General features: G+C 44.8%; 18 protein-coding genes. 14 read left to right on the top strand and 4 right to left on the bottom strand.

Features of this window, described 5'->3' with window-relative positions:
* Positions 1-141: 141 nt before the first annotated feature.
* The gene (gene secD / locus B2W60_RS09395) at positions 142-2,661 is read right to left on the bottom strand and encodes a protein translocase subunit SecD (RefSeq protein WP_292359431.1); all 2,520 of its coding nucleotides are present in this window, start codon (positions 2,659-2,661) and stop codon (positions 142-144) included.
* A gap of 47 nt (positions 2,662-2,708) precedes the next feature.
* Complete coding sequence (locus B2W60_RS09390) at positions 2,709-3,101, bottom strand: hypothetical protein (RefSeq protein ID WP_292359433.1); 393 nt, start codon at positions 3,099-3,101, stop codon at positions 2,709-2,711.
* 87 nt (positions 3,102-3,188) lie between these two features.
* On the opposite strand from B2W60_RS09390, the gene B2W60_RS09385 reads away from it, so the two are divergent.
* The 13 genes from B2W60_RS09385 to B2W60_RS09325 all read left to right on the top strand — a co-directional run bounded on the left by B2W60_RS09385 (position 3,189) and on the right by B2W60_RS09325 (position 15,216).
* Positions 3,189-4,160, top strand: coding sequence for a glutathione S-transferase family protein (locus tag B2W60_RS09385; RefSeq protein WP_292359435.1), 972 nt, complete (start codon positions 3,189-3,191; stop codon positions 4,158-4,160).
* 515 nt (positions 4,161-4,675) lie between these two features.
* Positions 4,676-5,047 (top strand): diacylglycerol kinase, encoded by a 372-nt coding sequence (locus tag B2W60_RS09380; protein WP_292359436.1) that lies wholly within the window; start codon positions 4,676-4,678, stop codon positions 5,045-5,047.
* Positions 5,047-7,023 (top strand): LTA synthase family protein, encoded by a 1,977-nt coding sequence (locus B2W60_RS09375; protein WP_292359438.1) that lies wholly within the window; start codon positions 5,047-5,049, stop codon positions 7,021-7,023. Before B2W60_RS09380 ends, B2W60_RS09375 begins: the two co-directional genes overlap by 1 nt.
* Positions 7,024-7,179: 156 nt before the next feature.
* A complete protein-coding gene (locus tag B2W60_RS09370) occupies positions 7,180-7,875 on the top strand; it encodes a thermostable hemolysin (protein ID WP_292359440.1) in 696 nt (231 codons plus the stop codon).
* Positions 7,872-9,350 (top strand): AMP-binding protein, encoded by a 1,479-nt coding sequence (locus tag B2W60_RS09365; protein ID WP_292359442.1) that lies wholly within the window; start codon positions 7,872-7,874, stop codon positions 9,348-9,350. Before B2W60_RS09370 ends, B2W60_RS09365 begins: the two co-directional genes overlap by 4 nt.
* Entirely contained in the window at positions 9,337-9,984 is a 648-nt protein-coding gene (locus B2W60_RS09360; protein ID WP_292359444.1) for a TenA family transcriptional regulator, read from the top strand. Before B2W60_RS09365 ends, B2W60_RS09360 begins: the two co-directional genes overlap by 14 nt.
* Complete coding sequence (locus B2W60_RS09355; protein WP_292359446.1) at positions 9,981-10,793, top strand: SDR family oxidoreductase; 813 nt, start codon at positions 9,981-9,983, stop codon at positions 10,791-10,793. The genes B2W60_RS09360 and B2W60_RS09355 overlap by 4 nt, the downstream gene beginning before the upstream one ends.
* A complete protein-coding gene (locus tag B2W60_RS09350; RefSeq protein WP_292359448.1) occupies positions 10,790-11,458 on the top strand; it encodes a tetratricopeptide repeat protein in 669 nt (222 codons plus the stop codon). The genes B2W60_RS09355 and B2W60_RS09350 overlap by 4 nt, the downstream gene beginning before the upstream one ends.
* Entirely contained in the window at positions 11,439-12,098 is a 660-nt protein-coding gene (locus B2W60_RS09345) for a response regulator transcription factor (RefSeq protein ID WP_292359449.1), read from the top strand. Before B2W60_RS09350 ends, B2W60_RS09345 begins: the two co-directional genes overlap by 20 nt.
* Positions 12,095-13,420 (top strand): sensor histidine kinase, encoded by a 1,326-nt coding sequence (locus B2W60_RS09340; protein ID WP_292359451.1) that lies wholly within the window; start codon positions 12,095-12,097, stop codon positions 13,418-13,420. The genes B2W60_RS09345 and B2W60_RS09340 overlap by 4 nt, the downstream gene beginning before the upstream one ends.
* Positions 13,417-13,755, top strand: coding sequence for a cupredoxin domain-containing protein (locus tag B2W60_RS09335; protein ID WP_292359453.1), 339 nt, complete (start codon positions 13,417-13,419; stop codon positions 13,753-13,755). The genes B2W60_RS09340 and B2W60_RS09335 overlap by 4 nt, the downstream gene beginning before the upstream one ends.
* A gap of 2 nt (positions 13,756-13,757) precedes the next feature.
* Positions 13,758-14,537: an FTR1 family protein gene (locus B2W60_RS09330; RefSeq protein WP_292359455.1), complete on the top strand. Its 780-nt coding sequence runs from the start codon at positions 13,758-13,760 to the stop codon at positions 14,535-14,537.
* Complete coding sequence (locus B2W60_RS09325) at positions 14,530-15,216, top strand: hypothetical protein (RefSeq protein ID WP_292359457.1); 687 nt, start codon at positions 14,530-14,532, stop codon at positions 15,214-15,216. The genes B2W60_RS09330 and B2W60_RS09325 overlap by 8 nt, the downstream gene beginning before the upstream one ends.
* Positions 15,217-15,219: 3 nt before the next feature.
* Here the strand turns inward: B2W60_RS09325 and B2W60_RS09320 are convergent, their stop codons facing one another.
* Both B2W60_RS09320 and hmpA read right to left on the bottom strand, forming a co-directional pair.
* Positions 15,220-15,528 carry a hypothetical protein gene (locus B2W60_RS09320; protein ID WP_292359459.1) on the bottom strand — a complete coding sequence of 103 codons (309 nt, stop codon included), beginning with the start codon at positions 15,526-15,528 and terminating at the stop codon, positions 15,220-15,222.
* A gap of 122 nt (positions 15,529-15,650) precedes the next feature.
* Positions 15,651-16,841 (bottom strand): NO-inducible flavohemoprotein, encoded by a 1,191-nt coding sequence (gene hmpA / locus B2W60_RS09315; protein WP_292359461.1) that lies wholly within the window; start codon positions 16,839-16,841, stop codon positions 15,651-15,653.
* A gap of 196 nt (positions 16,842-17,037) precedes the next feature.
* Between hmpA and norR the strand changes: the two genes are divergently transcribed.
* Positions 17,038-18,615: a nitric oxide reductase transcriptional regulator NorR gene (gene norR, locus B2W60_RS09310; protein WP_292359463.1), complete on the top strand. Its 1,578-nt coding sequence runs from the start codon at positions 17,038-17,040 to the stop codon at positions 18,613-18,615.
* Positions 18,616-18,619 lie beyond the last annotated feature (4 nt).

Here is an 18,619-nt window from a genome sequence, read left to right as displayed (position 1 = left end):
GCTCCTCGTGCCTTGATTGACGCTTTTTCAGCTCACAACAGAAGCGGAGATGAAAGATAAACAAGCCCTACTGCTTTATGGTGAAGATAATCACCATAAAGCCTTATTTATTAATCGATTACAGACACTTTTTGAACAAATCTACATGATGGCATCCAGTTTCTTTTGCATCTCTTCAGCCGAAGGCCGTAACTGTGACAGCCCTTTACGCATGCGATGCTGTCCCATCCAGAAAACGATTGGTGCCGCGATAAATACCGACGAGCTGGTGCCGATCACAATGCCAAATAACATCGGCAACGCAAAGCTGGCAACAGCACTTCCACCGGCAACCGCCATCGGTATCAATGCCAAAAATGTCGTGACAGAGGTAAATACCGTGCGGGTCAATGTTGATGTAATACTCTCATTGAGCAACTGTAACATCGGCTTATCAGGCGTGAGCCGAAGATTTTCGCGTACCCGGTCAAACACCACCACTTTGTCATTAACTGAATAACCAATCAATGCTAACAAGGCTGCTACGGCGGTCAGATTGAACTCCACTCCTGTCAGTACAAAAAAACCAATCGTTTTAGTTAAATCCAAACCAATGGTTAAGGTCGCTGCCAGGGCAAAGTGATATTCAAAGCGGATCCACAAATAGGCCAGCATTCCCAGCCCAGCAAAAACAATGGCCAGGATAGTGGCGTCACGGAAATCGCCACTGACTTTTGGCCCAACCATCTCAACCCGAGGGAAACTCGCATCTGCCGATATTTCCTGTACCGCAGATTTAATATTTTCAACGGGTTCACCGCTAGCTACCTGTTCTGCACCCTCCATTGGCAAGCGAACCAGATAATAGTCATCATCGCCAAATTCCTGAATCGATGCCTGAGCAAAACCTTTTGCCTGCAAGGCATGACGTACTTGTTCTACATCCGTATTGGGTGCCTGAACCTCCATTACAGTACCACCACTGAAGTCGATACCGTATTTCAAACCCGGCTGCATAAACAAGCCAATCGCGGCCAATGACAAAATGGCAGAAATGGCAATACCAACAAAACGGCCTCGCATAAAGTCGATTTTGCTATTACTCAGACGATCCAGAACCCTAATACCTGAGATATTCAGATAAGCCTGTTTCGGCATACGACTGACCCGCCATTCCATTAATAATCGGGTAAATGAAATGGAGGTAAACATTGATGTTAACAAACCAATGGCAATCGCCACCGCAAACCCACGTACCGGGCCACTACCAAACATAAACAACAGACTGATAGCGATTAAAGAGGTGATATTGGAGTCCAGAATCGTGCTGTAAGCGCGTCTGAAACCGGCATCCAGAGCTATAAGTGCCCGTTTACCGCGACGGGTTTCTTCACGGATCCGTTCATTGATCAAAATATTGGCATCCACCGCCATACCGATACTGAGAATAATCCCGGCAATACCCGGCAAGGTCAGCGTGGCACCTAACAGGCTCAATACACCAAAAATCAAACCGATATTAATGGTTAGACTCAAACTGGCAATGAATCCCCAGCTGCCATAAATTGCCAGCATAAATATCAGCACCAGGATGGCACCAATAATGCCGGTACTAATGCCCATAGCAATAGAATCGCTGCCTAAATCCGGCCCAACCGTACGTTCTTCGACCACATTTAACGGTGCTGGCAAGGCACCGGCACGCAGTAACAACGCCAGTTCATTGGCTTCAGCAACGGTAAACGAACCACTGATTTCGCCACGACCACCGGCAATCACACTGCGAATTACTGGTGCAGTAATGACTTTATCATCCAGAACAATTGCCAAAGAGCGGTCAATATTGTTTTTGGTCATTTCACCAAATAAACGTGCGCCTTCCTTATCCAATACAAAACTGACAACCGGTTGACCATTTTCCTGACTGAAAACCAGATTGGCATCGGTAATATGTTTGCCTTCCAGTGCTACTCGACCTTCTAATGAATAGCTTTCATCTTCATTAACACCTTGAACGCTTATCACATCAGAAGATTGAGCATTAGCCGCCCAATGAAAGGTCATTTTGGCGGTGGTACCCAGCAGAGTGCGGATAGAACCTGGATCATCAACACCAGGCAATTGCACCAGAATGCCATCACTGCCTTGTTTGGTAATGGTCGGATCCACCAGGCCGCTCTCATTAAGACGTTGTCTGACCACCTTCAAGCTGTGCTCAACGGCATCTTTAGTGAGTCTTTCACTATGCGCTTTGGTCGGAGTGATGGTGAGTTTATTTGCCTCATCATCAAGCGAGAACAAAGCCAGGCCACCTTTGGGATCTTTAATAAAGGTCCGCACAAGCTGCTTGATATCCGCTAACCGGCCAGGATCTTTAGGTGTGATGACCAGCTGGTTTTTCGATACCGAAATCGGCTGAATAAAGATGCGTTTTTCGCGCAATCCATCGGTGATCTGTTCGGCTAACTGTTGATGATCGTTGAGTTGTAAATCATTGGTATCGACTTGCATCAGCAAATGGGAACCGCCACTCAAATCAAGCCCTAACTGAAAGGTATTGTCGGTAAACCAGGAAGGTAGATGTTGTGTCGTCGATGCTGGCAACACATTAGGCAGTGCACTGAGCAGGCCCACAATAATAATCAGGCTGAATACAACAGCCCGTGAAACGAATGAACGCATACATAATCCTCGAAGAAAGCTTCGTTAAACAAAATGTTTTAAAAGGATTATGGGTATGGTGGGGCTCGGGTGCGGGGTAAATGGTATTTGGCATCGCTGAAAATCAACAATGTCAAATAACGCAAATCATCGGTACCAAGTACCGCGACAGGAAGCGATAGCAGGTTGAAGTATGCTAGCCAGTGCGGTTCGTTATCACTTTCACCTGAAGAGGATGAAGCCAGATTTTTGATATCCAGCAGTGAACGGAAATGATCACGATGATTGGCTAAAGTAAGCTGATTAAACTCAGCGACAAAACCGGAATTGCTTGAAACCGTTGCCTGACGGAAATCTACCCAGCCGGCAAAGGCCAGACTATTAAGCAACAACAGCAATACGCACAGCTGCCAGAAATTGGCAGGGCACTGGTCAAGCTGCTGTGTTTGGAGATGTCTCATGAACTTATTCGCAATGAAGTACACAAATTGTGAGCTTAGCTGGTAAAACAGTCAATCAAATTCCACTTTTTTTAAGGAAGGTATTTTATGGGTTTATTAATGGAAGGCCAGTGGGTCGATCGCTGGTATGACACTGATTCCAACCAGGGAAAATTTATTCGCAGCAAATCACAATTCCGCAATTGGGTGACCGCTGACGGCAGTGCCGGACCCAGTGGAGAAGGTGGTTTTAAAGCCGAAGCGGGGCGTTATCATTTATACGTTTCCTTAGCTTGCCCATGGGCACATCGCACTTTGATTTTTCGCAAGCTGAAAGGCTTGGAAAACTTGATTTCATTCTCTGTTGTGAACCCATTAATGCTGGAGCATGGCTGGACCTTTGATGATGCCGAAGGGGTGGTTCAAGATCCGTTGCATCAAGCCAGATTTTTGCATCAGGTATATACCACTGCTGATGCAGAATACAGCGGTCGTGTCACCGTACCGGTGCTTTGGGACAAACAGCAAAACGTGATGGTCAGCAATGAGTCTGCGGAAATTATCCGCATGTTCAATTCAGCGTTTGATGGTATCGGTGCCAAAGCCGGTGATTATTATCCCGAGACATTAAGATCAGAAATTGATGCTCTCAATGATGAAATCTACGACAACATCAATAACGGCGTTTATAAAGCGGGATTTGCCACCACGCAACAGGCCTATGAAGAAGGCGTATTTCCGTTATTTAAAGCGTTAGATAAAGTGGAAGAACGCCTCAGTAATAATCGCTATTTAGCAGGCAATGAGATTACTGAAGCCGACTGGCGGTTGTTTACCACTTTGATTCGTTTTGATGCCGTGTATCACGGCCATTTCAAATGCAACCTGAAACGGATTGAAGATTATCAAAATCTTTCTGAATACGTTCGTGAGTTATACCAGTGGCCTGGTGTTGCAGAAACGGTAAACATGCAGCACATCAAAGATCATTATTACCGCAGTCACAAAACCATCAATCCTACAGGTGTCGTGCCGGTTGGACCAATCATAAATTTTGACAGACCGCATAGAAGAAGCTAGTCAATATCTAGTTGCAAGATAAAACATGACATTAGGGCTTATTGATCTTTCATATCCACCACTGCTGGCGGCTATTTTTGTGTCCGACAAGGCGGAAAGCACGCAGTGTAGCCATCCTACATGAGTGATTGACAACGCAGGCGGCCGCAAAAATAGTCCCAGCCCTTCGGGTTGTGACTGAAAAAGCGCCACTCTGCGTTGCTCGTCGCTTATTTAGAATAACTAAAAAGCGTTTCTCGTGCCTTGATTGACGCTTTTTCAGCTCACAACAGAGGCGGAGATGAAAGATCAACAAGCCCTTACATCCATAAAACCAAAGGCAATAATACCCATCACCAGATAGTGTCAGAAAGTTAGTTTGGATTTCATAAAGCCACCTTTTAACAAGTACTGTTCACATCTTGACAAGCTTCAAAACAAAAAGACTGACGAATCAAACAAAATTCAATTTCGTAAGGTTTAGTTAAGTATTGGCGGCGTAGCATTAGCCTCATTTTGAGTAATGGGGCAATTTTGTGGAAAAACAAACTGGATGCAAACGGCTGTTTTATGCTTTTGGTTATTCAATGCAGGGGCTTTTCGCCGCACTGCGTTATGAAACGGCTTTTCGACAAGCCTTTCTGCTGTTATTAACTGCGGGTATTGGAAGTTTCTTTTTCGATGTATCACCAGTTGAACGACTGGCCATGATCACGGTTTTATTGCTTGTGGTGATGGTTGAAGCACTGAACTCGGCGATTGAATGTACCGTTGATCGCATCAGCACCGAACACCATCAGCTGTCTGGTCGAGCGAAGGATTATGGTTCTCTGGCGGTCTTTATTGCCATTATTATTGCTCTGGCGACTTGGCTGACTATTCTGTGGCCATTAGTAGGACGGGGCTGATGATGTCAAAATTACAGTCTTTTTTTGGCCCTTATTTGATATTTATTCAGCTGCTGCTGACGGGCTTAGTGATTCTGAGTTTATCGCGTCTTGGCTTAGTGGTGTGGCAGTGGGAGAGGGTGACAACAGCTGCCTCACTCCCCACTATTTTCTGGCAAGGCATTCGTGCCGATTTGATTATGCTGGGGATGTTACTCGCGCCATTAGCGCTCGGACTGCCCTTACTGGCAAATCGACCTGGCTGGAAATTTTGGCAAAATCTGGTGCTCGTTTGGGGCGTAATGGTTATTGTCATTATCAGCTTTATGGAAGCATCCACTCCTGCTTTTATCAGTCAGTATGATCTGCGTCCCAACCGGTTATTTGTAGAATATCTGAAATATCCCCGTGAAGTGTTTGCGACCTTATGGCACGGTTTTCGAATGCCTTTAGTGACAGGACTCTTACTGACCGTCGCATCAGGTTGTCTTGCCGTTAAGTTATTGCAACGTTGGCTGAATAACACTCAAAGGCCCTGGCCGCTTTGGAAATTATGGCTTACCTGGCCGTTGTTGATCATCGTACTTGTTTTAATGATTCGATCGTCTGTTGGTCATCGGCCTGCCAATCCGTCCAGCTTTGCTCTGACACCGGATGCGATGGTGAATAGTCTTATGCTTAACTCCGCCTGGTCAGTGTATTTTGCTATTTACAATATGCAGCACGAATCAAATGCTGCTGAGGTCTACGGCACAATGTCTAATGAAGCCATAATGGCTGAAATACATGAAAGCTACCCGTGGATTGGCATAGACAGTAAAAGTAAATTTCCAACCTTAAATACCCGGCAGGCAACGGTAAAACGGGATAAACCACTCAATCTGGTGATTATTCTGCAAGAAAGTATGGGGGCAACGTTTGTTGAGTCTCTTGGCGGTGAATATGCCGTCACCCCGGAACTTGAACGCCTCAAACAAAAGGGGTGGTGGTTTGAACAGCTTTATGCCACGGGCACTCGCTCAGTAAGAGGTATTGAGGCGGTAATCAGTGGCTATTTGCCGACGCCAGCTCGCAGTGTGGTTAAGCTTTCGCTGTCTCAACAAAACTTTTTTACCATTGCCGGTTTACTCAAACAGCAAGGCTATTTCACCGAGTTTATCTATGGTGGTGAGTCACACTTTGACAATATGGCGAGTTTCTTTATTGGCAATGGCTTTGAATCAGTCATTGATCAACATGATTACCCACATGCGGTTTTTACTGGAAGTTGGGGTGTATCTGATGAGGATTTACTGAATAAAGCGCACCAGCAGATTCAACAAAAACATGCCCAGGGTCAGCCTTATTTCAGTCTGGTATTTACCTCGAGTAATCATTCGCCTTATGAATTTCCCGATGGCCGTATTGAACTGGATAACCCTGTCAAACAAAGTAATACCAATGCGGTGAAATATGCCGATTATGCGCTAGGGCAGTTTTTTGATAAGGCGATGCAGAGTGATTACTGGGACAACACCTTATTTCTGGTGATTGCTGATCATGATTTAAACGTTTATGGCGATGCACTCGTGCCCATTGAACGTTTTCAAATTCCCGGTTTAATTTTAGGTGCTGATATTCAGCCACGGCGCATACCAACAGTTGCCAGTCAGATTGATATGGCACCAACCTTATTGTCATTAATGGGAGTCAATGCCGAAACGCCGATGATTGGACGTGATTTAAGTCTAGACAGTGAACAGCAGTCCACCGGTCGTGCGTTGATGCAGTTCGCTGATTATTTCGCTCTGATGCACGGTGAAAAAGTAACGGTACTCAGGCCGCAAAATTCTGCACTTGAAGGCTATTACTCACCGAAGTCCCGTCAACTGGAAATTGTAGGACCGGCATCAACGGCAGATGAACGCAAAGCGCTGTCACATGTTTTATTGCCATCCTGGTTATATCGGGAACAACGCTATGATATGCCGCTGGGTCGAACTGACTTGACTCCTTAAACAGGATATAAATGTATAGGCCTGAAAACTTTCAGTCAGATAGTTTTCAGGCTTTTTTTATATTTTTCTTAAACCTGAATGCATTAAAAAATAGCTTAAGTTTTTCTTAAGTAACGGGCTTTACTCTAGGCAACCATAAACATCAGGAGATGATTTATGGAAGCCACCAAATTAAATAGTTCGACACCCTCCGCAGCGAGACATTGGCAACAACGTTTGTTGTTTCCGCATAAATCACTGTCTTTAATTGATAATCAGTCAATTGAACATATAGCGGTGCAAGCCTTTATCAGCGAGCGTTTTAATCAGACTTTTGGCGCTGAAATACAGCATTTTTTACCGTATTTTATTGCCAGTCAGATGGATGATGTAATTGATTCGGCGATTGGTTTCCAACCGGTTCAGCAGCAACCATTGTTTCTTGAACAGTATCTTGCACACCCCATCGAAAAAACACTGAAACTGCATGGTATTCAAACCAGTCGTTCGGACATTGTGGAAATCGGTAATCTGGCTGCCAGTTTCAACAGTGGCAGTCCATTATTATTTATTTTGCTGGCAGCCGTATTGCATCAGGCCGATTATCAGTGGGTTGTGTTTACCGCAACACGTCAGGTCCGACATCTCATCGCCCGGCTACAGCTCACAACATTCACTTTAGGCGAAGCCGATCCTCAACTACTGATTGATAAAACTCAGCAGTGGGGAAGTTATTACTCTCATCACCCCGTCGTTCTTGCCGGCAATCTGCCGTCAGCAATCGAGCATTTGCTACAACATCATGTCATTCAATCGCTATTGGATACCCATAAGGATTTTGTCCATAACACCGCCAGGATGATCAGTAAATGAGCAGCAAAATTTTACAATCTCTGGAAATGCTGGCAACAGAGCAGCCCGACAAAATATGTGTGGGGGATGGTCTTCAGCAACTGACGCGGCAGCAATTGATGCAGCAGGTTGAATCAGTCGCTGCAGAATTAATGGAATATCAACATCAGGTTGTCGGATTACTGGCAGATAACAGCTTGCAATGGTTGATCATGGATCTGGCCGCACAACGCGCCGGTATTATTTTATTGCCTTTGCCATTATTTTTTACCCCGGATCAGCTACAACATGCCTTGCAGAGTGCTGGTGCTGTTGGGCTGGTTCATGATCGCCCTTTAACGATAGATGCCGATGTTCTGGCTGAAAGCCATTTTGTGAACAGTCTGATGATGCGCTTTACGGCCTGTCGAGGTAAGTCTTACATCACATTACCTGCAGGCACAGCAAAGATTACCTTCACCTCAGGATCAACAGCCGATCCAAAAGGAGTCTGCCTGAGTAATGACAATCAATACCAGGTCAGTCAGAGTTTATTAAGCGTACTGCAAATGCAAAATGTACGGCATATGGCATTACTGCCATTAAGTACATTGCTGGAAAACATTGCCGGACTTTACACACCCTTATTAAGTGGTGGAGAAGTGATATTACTCGGCATGAAGGAAACCGGCTTTTCCGGCAGCCTGTCAGGCAAGCTTTATCAATTACTGACCACGCTTTCCCATTACCAGCCAGAAAGTCTGATTCTGGTTCCGGAATTATTATCAGCTTTGGTCCTGGCAGCTGAGCAGGACTGGCAACCACCAGAATCCCTACGGTTTATTGCTGTGGGAGGAAGCCGGGTTGCCAGAGAACTGATTGAACGTGCTCGCCAGTTTGGACTACCAGTATATGAAGGCTATGGCTTGTCGGAGTGCAGCTCAGTAGTCAGTCTCAATACACCTGCACAAGACAAGCCTGGAACAGCGGGCAAGCTATTGCCACATGTCGACATCCAGATTGAAGAGGGTGAAATCATGGTCACTGGCAATGCTTTCCTGGGCTACATTGGCATCAACTCACCCCAACAAAATAGAGTATCTACCGGTGATATGGGCTATCTGGATCAGGATGGATTTTTAGTGATTCATGGCCGTAAAAAACAGCTGCTGATTTCCAGTTATGGCCGAAATATCAATCCTGAGTGGGTGGAAAGCGAGGTTCTGGCACACCCGGAAATCCTGCAATGCGTTTTATTTGGTGATGCGAAACCGTACTGTACGGCATTGATTTATACCCGTTTAAGCGATGTCGAACTTGAACATTGGCTATTAAAGGTCAATCACAAGCTGCCTGCCTATGCACAAATTATCAAATGGCTGCGAATTGAACAGCCACTGACAGCGAAAGCTGGACTGCTCACGGCCAATGGCCGACCACGGCGCAATCAAATTTTTTCTTTGTTTCAAAATGAATTGGAATCCATCTACCAGGAGCCACAATATGGGATTTTTTGACACCCTCTGCCAGCAGACAGATGTTGAACGACAACATTTGTTTTCTGCCCCGATTATCGAACAAACAATGCGTGGGGAAGTAACGCTGGATCTGTATATCGCCTTTCTGACCCAGGCCTATCATCATGTAAAACATACCGTGCCGTTACTGATGGCTGTTGGATCGCAATTGCCAGAGCAATACGAGTGGTTGCGTGAAGCCGTTGCCGAATATATTGAGGAAGAGCTGGGGCATCAGGAATGGATCCTGAATGATATCGCTGCTTGTGGTCACGATAAGGAATTGGTGCGAAACAGTCGTCCCAATCCTGCCACCGAGGTGATGGTGGCCTATGCCTACGATACCGTTTTTCGAGTTAACCCACTGGGATTTTTTGGCATGGTGCATGTCCTTGAGGGCACCAGTATTGCTACCGCAGATAATGCCGCGACAGCGATTCAGAATGCGTTGTTTTTACCTGACAAAGCCTTTAGTTATTTACGTTCGCATGGTGCGCTGGATCAGGAACATGTGAAGTTCTTCGAGGGATTGATGAACCGAATAGACGATCCATTGGCACAACAGCAGATAATTCACAGCGCAAAAATGTTTTATCAGTTGTATGGCGATATTTTCCGGAGTCTCACGCTATGAATACGCCACTGAATTCAAAACCAATTACGATCGTTTTAACAGGAGCAACCGGTGGTCTGGGTTCAGCACTGGCCAAAGCGTTGTCTGCCCAAGGTGTTGTATTGGTTCTTTGCGGACGGAATCATCTTAAATTGGAGCAGCTTAATCGAACATTGGGTGGTCAGCACCATTGTGTCGCCAGCGATTTGACCACCAGTCATGGTCGTCAGGCTGTGCTTTCCTATTGCCAGCAATTTCCCGCTGGCATTGATGCATTGATTAACAATGCTGCCAACAATCATTTCGCCCCTCTCAAAGAGATGAACGAAACTACTGTGCAACAAATGCTTATGACGAACTTGCTGGTACCTATCGAGTTGACACGATTATTACTTCCCATCCTGGCAAAAGCGGATAACGCTCAGATCATCAATATCGGCTCGGCATTCAGCCGACTCGGCTTTCCGGGGTTCAGTGTCTACAGTGCCTGTAAATTTGGGTTGCGAGGTTTTACCGAAGCGATGCGTCGTGAATTAGCAGATACCACCATCAAGGTACGTTTGTTTGCACCACGCACCATTAGCACCGCGATGAATGATGCCAATGTGACAGCCATGAATAAAGCGCTGGGTAATCATAGCGATAAAGTTGAAACCGTCGCAAAACAGTTCATCGACTTTTTTCAGCAAACACATCGCAATGAGCAGTTTTTAGGCTGGCCGGAACGCTTTTTCGGTTGGCTGAATTCAATTAATAGTCATTGGGTGGATCAAGGCTTAGCCAAAAAACTCCCCGTGATTCAGCGTTATTGGACAGGAGCAGCAAAATGAAAAAAGGGTATGTCATTCTTTACAGTGTGGTATTTGGAATGTTCAGTTTATCCGCTCAGGCGATCTCGCCTGAAGCATTGCCTTTGCAATCGGCCTGGGAACATGCCAATTATGAATTAACAGACAAACAGCAGATTGACGCATTTGAGTCATTAACAGCAAAGGCTGATGAAATTAAAAAACAATCGCCACAACAGCCAGACGTATTAATCTGGCGGGGGATTATCTATGCCAGTTATGCCGGGATAAAAGGGGGGCTTGGCGCGTTATCCATGGCCAAAACAGCTAAAGCTGATCTGGAAAAAGCGATTGAAATTGATGATCAGGCCTTGAACGGTTCGGCCTATACTACGTTGGGCACTTTGTATTACAAGGTTCCGGGTTGGCCGTTGGGCTTCGGGGATAAAACCACCGCAGAAAAACTATTAAAAAATGCTCTGAGATTAAACCCACAAGGTATTGATAGTAATTATTTTTATGCCTTGTTTTTAATGGATAAAAAACACTATAAACAAGCTGAATCGTATTTGTTATTTGCTAAAAAAGCGGCTCCCAGAGCAGATAGACCACTGGCAGATAAAGGCCGTTTAATGGAAATCGACAAGGCGTTGGCTGAAGTGAGCAAACATATGAATGACCAAATCGATGCAAATACTGCTAATTGAAGATGATCTGTCATTGGCGCAAGGCCTTATCCGCTCGCTGCGCCAAGATCGGTTTACCGTAAATCATCTGAGTCTGGGGCGTCAGGGAATTAATAGTATTAAAACCACCCCGCCAGATATTGTGATTCTGGACTTGGGGTTACCGGATATGGATGGCACAGCTGTACTTGCCGAAATCCGCAAGATTAATGCCGCCTTACCGATACTGGTGTTAACAGCACGCGGGAGTATTAATGATCGGGTTATTGGACTGGATGCGGGTGCCGATGATTACCTGGCCAAGCCATTTGATATTGATGAGCTGCTCGCCAGGTTAAGGGTTTTTGAACGTCGATTAAGCAGTAAGCAACACGCGGCATTACAGATAGGCTCCGTCATCCTGGACAGCAAAACCATGCAGCTGAATGTTGATAACGCATTGGTTGAATTACCACGGCGTGAATTTATGTTGCTGAAAATCCTGATGGAGAACGCTGGACGGGTCCAGACCCGGGACAGTTTGGAATCCAGGCTCTATAGCTGGGGTGAAGAAGTGACCAGTAATGCCATTGAGGTACATGTGCATCATTTACGCAAAAAACTTCCGGAAGGGTTTATTAAAACCATTCGCGGAGTAGGTTATCAAATTAGCAACACATGAAATCTATTCGATTATATTTACTGCTGATATTAGTCGCCACACTAATATTGGTGATGTTTGTGTCATTACTGAAAGGCTACCAGTCCAGTATCGAAACCGCACAAGATTTATTTGATGAACGGTTGGTTAACACCGCTGAATTAATTGCATCAGCAAATGTTGCTCAAACCACTTCTGATTCGGCTCAAAGCCCCACCAGTGATTATTTGTTTTTTCAAATATGGGATGCTAAGGGTCAACTGTTAACTCGTTCGAGTACCGCGCCACATATTGCACTCAGCCCCTTTAAAAAAGGCTTTTACGACGTTAATTTTAACGGCTTTCGCTGGCATAACTATGCCTATCCGGATCCCCAGCTTCAACGGTGGATTATCGTCGGAGAGCGGAGCGATGTTCGCAGTTCTATGGCAGAAGATATCGTATTAGCCACCATTTTGCCGGCTTTTTTCGGCATTGTTATCGCGGCTATTTTAATCTGGTGGTTAATTGGCACGGGTTTGAAACCTCTGAAAAATCTTTCCAGACAACTTGCCAGCAAACAGGCGGATGATTTAAAGCCAATTCAACTGGCAGATCTGCCAATTGAAATGAGCCAATTGGTCAAAATTATAAACCAGCTATTCTGGCGACTTGATCAGAGTTTTCAACGTGAACAACGATTTGCTGCAGATGCAGCACATGAATTACGTACCCCTATCAGTGCTCTTCAAATACATTTACATAACCTGCGACAAACCTATGGTGATGACAGCGAAGATTGGCAACTTATGCAAGCGTCTGTCGATAGAATGGGCCATCTGGTGAATCAGATCCTGATGCTCTATCGCACTGCGCCAGAGCAAATTGCCGCTAAGGATGAATCAATCGATTTATATAAAATAACCAGCGATGTGATTGCACGGGATTATCAGCAATTTGAAAAAAGACAGCAGCATGTTGAATTAATAGGTGAATCCGCGATGATGCAAGGTCATGTTTTCGCATTGGAAACACTGCTACAGAATCTGCTGAATAACGCCAGTAAATACGCTCCAGCAAACGGACATATTCTGATTCAAGTTCACCCAACTGAAAAAGGCGTGCGTTTAATTGTTGAGGATGATGGACCGGGCATTCCAGCAGACCAGTATGAGCGGATTTTTGACCGGTTTTATCGCTACCAGAACGAAAACAGTGATCTGCAATTACCCGGTTGCGGTCTGGGACTGGCTATTGTTCAACATATTATTGAAATGCACCATGCTGATATCAAACTTACCAATTCAGCATTTGAAAGCGGCCTTAAGGTCGTGATTGATTTTCCCGCAGCGTTGAATAAATGATGAAAAAATTATTGACATGCATAGCTATCTTTATGATTTCATTAAATAGTTATGCAGCACCTCCGGTTTTTGAAATAGTGATAAAAGATCATCTGTTCTATCCCGATGAATTGGTTATCCCAGCTAATACCAAGGTGAAATTACTGGTTAAAAACCAGGATGCGACACCCGAAGAGTTTGAGAGTTATGAACTCAATCGCGAAAAGGTCATTCCGGGAAATACCCAGGCAATTATTTTTATTGGGCCCTTAAAACCTGGCGTTTATCCGTTTTTTGGAGAATTCTTCCCCAAAACAGCTCAGGGCAGAATCATTGTCAAAGAAGATGGTAAATAACCATGCTGCTCAATAGCGTCATTCTGGTGTTACGGGAAGTACTTGAAGCGGCGATGGTGGTCAGTCTGTTTATGGCATTTACCACGGTTAGCCAGCAATCACGTCGCTTTTTGATCAAGGCCATTCTGCTGGGTCTGATTGCCGGTGCCACGTATGCGTATTTCTTACCGGAAGTTTCAAACTGGCTGGAAGGGGTTGGTCAGGAAATAACCAATACCGCTATTCACATAGGTATCTATTGTTGTCTGACGGTTTTTTTATGGCTTATATCAAGGGATATTAATTTACCCAATCAACTGGTCAAAGGCATGATGATGACAGCTATCATTCTGGCCATTAGCCGGGAAAGTGCCGAAATCATGTTATATATTTCCGGCTTTCGCAGTGACCACTTTTTAATGCAATCTGTATTGTCAGGCAGTTTGATTGGATTAGGTATTGGCGTCAGCTGCGGTATTTTTCTATATCACCTGATGATTGCTTTAAAGCCCGCTGCCGCAGCCAAATGTATCTGTATTCTGGTTGTGATTGTAGGTAGCAGCATGATGTCTCAGGCCACCCAGTTTCTGATTCAGGCGGACTGGCTGGCATCATCAAACCCCGTGTGGGACAGCTCTCATCTTATCAGCGAACATTCCTTACCTGGTCAGTTACTGTATGCCTTGATGGCCTATGAAGCGACGCCAACATGGAGTCAGATTCTGGTTTATCTGACAAGCTTGTTACTGATGCTGATTGTTATTGTTTCCGGACGATTTTCCAGGTCTATTCAACATGATTAATCTTCGAATCACCATTGTTTTTTTAATCCTCATCGCACCAGCCAGCTATGCCGACGGTAATCCGGTCGATAAAGTCTATTCTCCCTATGTTCAACCGCTGGAACGTGAAATTGAATGGCGAATGACGGACTCTGACGGAAAACAGGTTCAACGACTGGGTATAGGCAAAAGTCTGACGGATCGTCTGTTTATTGAAGGTTATTTGATCGGCGAAGATAACCAGAATAATGACTTTCGCTTGCAAGCATTTGAAGTTGAAGCGCTCTGGCAACTCACAGAACAAGGTGAATATGATATTGACTGGGGATTGATTACCGAACTTGAACGACAACGTGATGATAATAACTGGGAAGTGTCTGCAGGATTAATTGGTTTGAAAGAGTGGGGCAGATGGGTGGGTACGGCAAACTTCTGGCTTAAATATGAATGGGGACAAACTCAGGAAAGTGAGTTTGAAACCGCTTTGTCATTACAAACACGCTACAGGCATTCCCGCTATTTTGAACCTGCCATTGAATTTTATGCGGGTGAAGATACCCGTGCTCTGGGGCCGGTTTTTCTGGGGGATATCAGTCTATCTCCAGGCAAAAAACTGCATTGGGAAGTGGGTGTGCTTACTGGATTATCATCCAAAACTGCCGATACCAATTGGCGAGCCTTGCTGGAATATGAATTTTAAAACTTATTCCATTTGTGAAATGCAGTCTCCATAAGTCTGATTTTTAAAATTATCTATGGCTTGCTGCTTCCCTTCATTGGTTTCCGCAACGGGTTGCTGATACGCACTGAGCAATAAGCCACGAGTGACATTGCCCATGGCATTTTCCATGGCTTCATAAATTGGCGTATTCATCTGCCTGAACAACATATAGGAACCGGCTTTACTGGCCCATTCTTCACATACTTTGGTATCGCCTGGAGATTCCGCATAAGTGGATAAGGGAAACAGCCACATTCCACCAAATAATAGTGCAGTATAGATATTTTTCATGATGCATCCTGTTATCAGTACAGAATGCTTTTACGCCAATGCAGATGAAGATTGCGTCAAGATGTTCTTTTTAAAAAGCAGAAAAGTGGAGAGCAGGCGTTCGCTCTCCACCTGATTAACTGTTAAATATCGCTATGCGGACCAAACACTTCATAGTGAAGTTGCTCGGCCGGAACCCCTAAATCAGTTAGCTGCTGTTTGGCAAAACGCATAAATTCAACCGGACCACAGAGGTAAAAATGACCATCCGTTAATGGCAACTCAAATTGCAGCCGATCTAATTGCATTAAACCGCTCAGGGCCTTTTCATCATCAGAATCATCCTGTTTATACCAGTAATAGTAATGCAGTTTATCCAATTGATCTGCCTGGCTTTTTAACTGATTAGCATAGGAGTGCTGATGTTTATTTTCACAGGCATGTAAAAACCAGACAGGTTGACTGGTTTGACTGGCCAGCAGTGTTTCCAGCATCGCCATCATCGGTGTAATGCCCACACCGGCAGAAATCAGTACGGTTGGTTTGTCCACATGTGCCAGATAAAAATCCCCGGTGGGTGGCATTAATTCAATCTGATCACCCACCTGAACTTTATCGTGTAAGTAGTTGGAAACCAAGCCTGCTTTTGGCTGAGATTCACGCTTGACACTGATTCGGTAACTTTCACCATTAAATTTATCGGAAATGGAATATTGTCTGATTTCAATATTTTCTGCCTGCTCAGGTTTTACCTTAACGGCCAGATATTGACCGGGTTGGTAACGGGCAATCTCACCGCCATCCACCGGCACAAAGGTAAAGCTGGTCACCAGTTCCGATTCCGGCGTTTTATCCTTCACTTCAAATAAACGTGGACCGGTCCAGCCACCCGTTTTGTTTTGGTAATCGCTGTAGATATCCTGCTCACGGCCAATTAACACTTTTGCCAGCAAACCATAGGCTGCCACCCAGGCCTCGGCGACTTCATCAGTGAATTCTTCCGGTGCCAGCTCACGCAGTGTTTCAATCAAATGATGTCCGACAATCTGATATTGATCCGGCTGAATATCAAAGCTGACATGTTTATGCGCCACTCTTTCAACCAATTCACCCATCGCACCTAAGTCATCTATATGCTTTGCATACATTGCCACCGCACTGAACAGGGCAAACTGCTGTCTTCCGGTCGCCTGATTAGCAAGGTTAAAAATATCTTTTAATTCTGGGTTATGACTGAACATACGTTTATAAAAATGATCAGTGACCTCAACCCCTGCGTTTTCCAGTAACGGCAGGGTACTTTTTACAATTTCGATGGTTCTGGTATCTAACATAAATAACCTCTTTGCGATTATGAATAATACATTCACTATGCTGTTTGCAGAGGTTGTGCCAGTTATTTTTATATAAACAAATCAATAATGTATGAAATTATTCGAAAACAAATAAGTCAAAAAGACATATATAAAAACATGTCTTTTTGACCTTATCGTGATAAATTGACATTAGCTAATTAATCGAGCTCGCGTTATGCAGGATTTTGATTCAACCTTATTACTCGAAGTAGCCTTGGATCTGGCAAACAGCATTAACAATGATGATCGCTTTGATCGCCTGCTGGCGTCGATTCGTAAAGCCATTAAATGTGATGCTGTTGCCTTGTTGGGATTACATGACAATCTGCTGACACCTCTGGCAATTCAGGGTTTGTCCTCAGAAGTATTGGGGCGTCGCTTTCATCTTAGTGAACATCCGAGACTTCAGCAGCTATGTAATAGCAGCAAACCCCTCATTTTTCCGGACAATTGTGACTTGCCCGATCCCTATGATGGGTTGTTATTGGCCAGATCCGGCGATTTGCCCGTACATTCCTGTATGGGATTACCGTTGTATTCAGATCAGAAAGTCATTGGACTGGTCACCATTGATAGCTTGCAAGCCGGCAGCTTTAACCAGATCAGCCCCAAAACACTGGAACTGATAGCCGCACTGTCTGCAGCCACATTAAAAACAGCACTCGAATTTAAAAAACTCGAGATCAGCGCTCAGCATGCCAATCAGCTGGTCCAGGAACTGACGCAGGAAGCCTTATTAAAAGATGGCGGAGAACTGATAGGCCAAAGCCATGCCATGCAGACATTGAAAAATGAGATTCAATTAGTCGCTGGCTCGGACTATACCGTGTTGATCACCGGTGAAACCGGCGTGGGAAAAGAGCTGGTAGCACGTACTGTGCATCAGTTATCGTTGCGAAAAGATAAACCTTTAGTCCACATAAACTGTGCTTCATTACCGGAATCGTTGTCCGAAGCCGAATTATTTGGCCATACCAAAGGCGCTTTCACTGGAGCCGATCGTGAAAGAGCGGGTAAATTTCAATTAGCCCATGGGGGCAGCCTGTTTCTTGATGAAGTTGGAGAGTTGCCGTTAGCCGTGCAAAGTAAGCTTTTACGCGTATTACAAAGTGGTGAAATACAACCAGTGGGTAAAGATAATGTCGAACAGGTTGATGTTCGCGTGATTGCCGCTACCAATAGAAACCTTGAGGAAGAGGTCAGCGAGGGACGTTTCAGAGCCGATCTTTATCACCGTTTATCGGTTTATCCCATCAAGGTTCCACCGTTAAAAGACCGGGATCAGGATGTGTTATTACTGGCTGGTTACTTTCTGGAAAAAACCAGTCGAAAATTAGGCATCAGGCAATTACGACTGTCTCAGGATGCGGAGCTGGCGTTACGGGAGTATCACTGGCCGGGCAATGTGCGCGAGCTGGAACATGTCATCAGCCGGGCCTCATTAAAAGCCAAAGCGAAACCGACCACTACCGGAATTATTTCGTTAAATAGGGAGTTTCTTGAGTTACCAACATCAAATATTTCTGTGAATTCAGTTGAAAAAACGACTGAATTGAAACCCATGCTATCTCCCGGCATGGATCTCAAAACCGCTACTAATGAATTTCAAAAACAGTGCATTTTAACGGCTGTTACGCAAGCTGATGGAAACTGGAGTGAAGCGGCCCGATCGCTGAAAACCGATCGGGCCAATTTGGTCAGAATGGCAAAACGTCTAGGCATTTCGATAAAAAAATCTGTTGTAAATCATTAACCAG

The sequence above is a fragment of the Methylophaga sp. UBA2496 genome (genome assembly GCF_002341635.1).
Lineage (GTDB): Bacteria > Pseudomonadota > Gammaproteobacteria > Nitrosococcales > Methylophagaceae > Methylophaga.
This window is presented reverse-complemented; position numbering and strand designations above follow the sequence as displayed.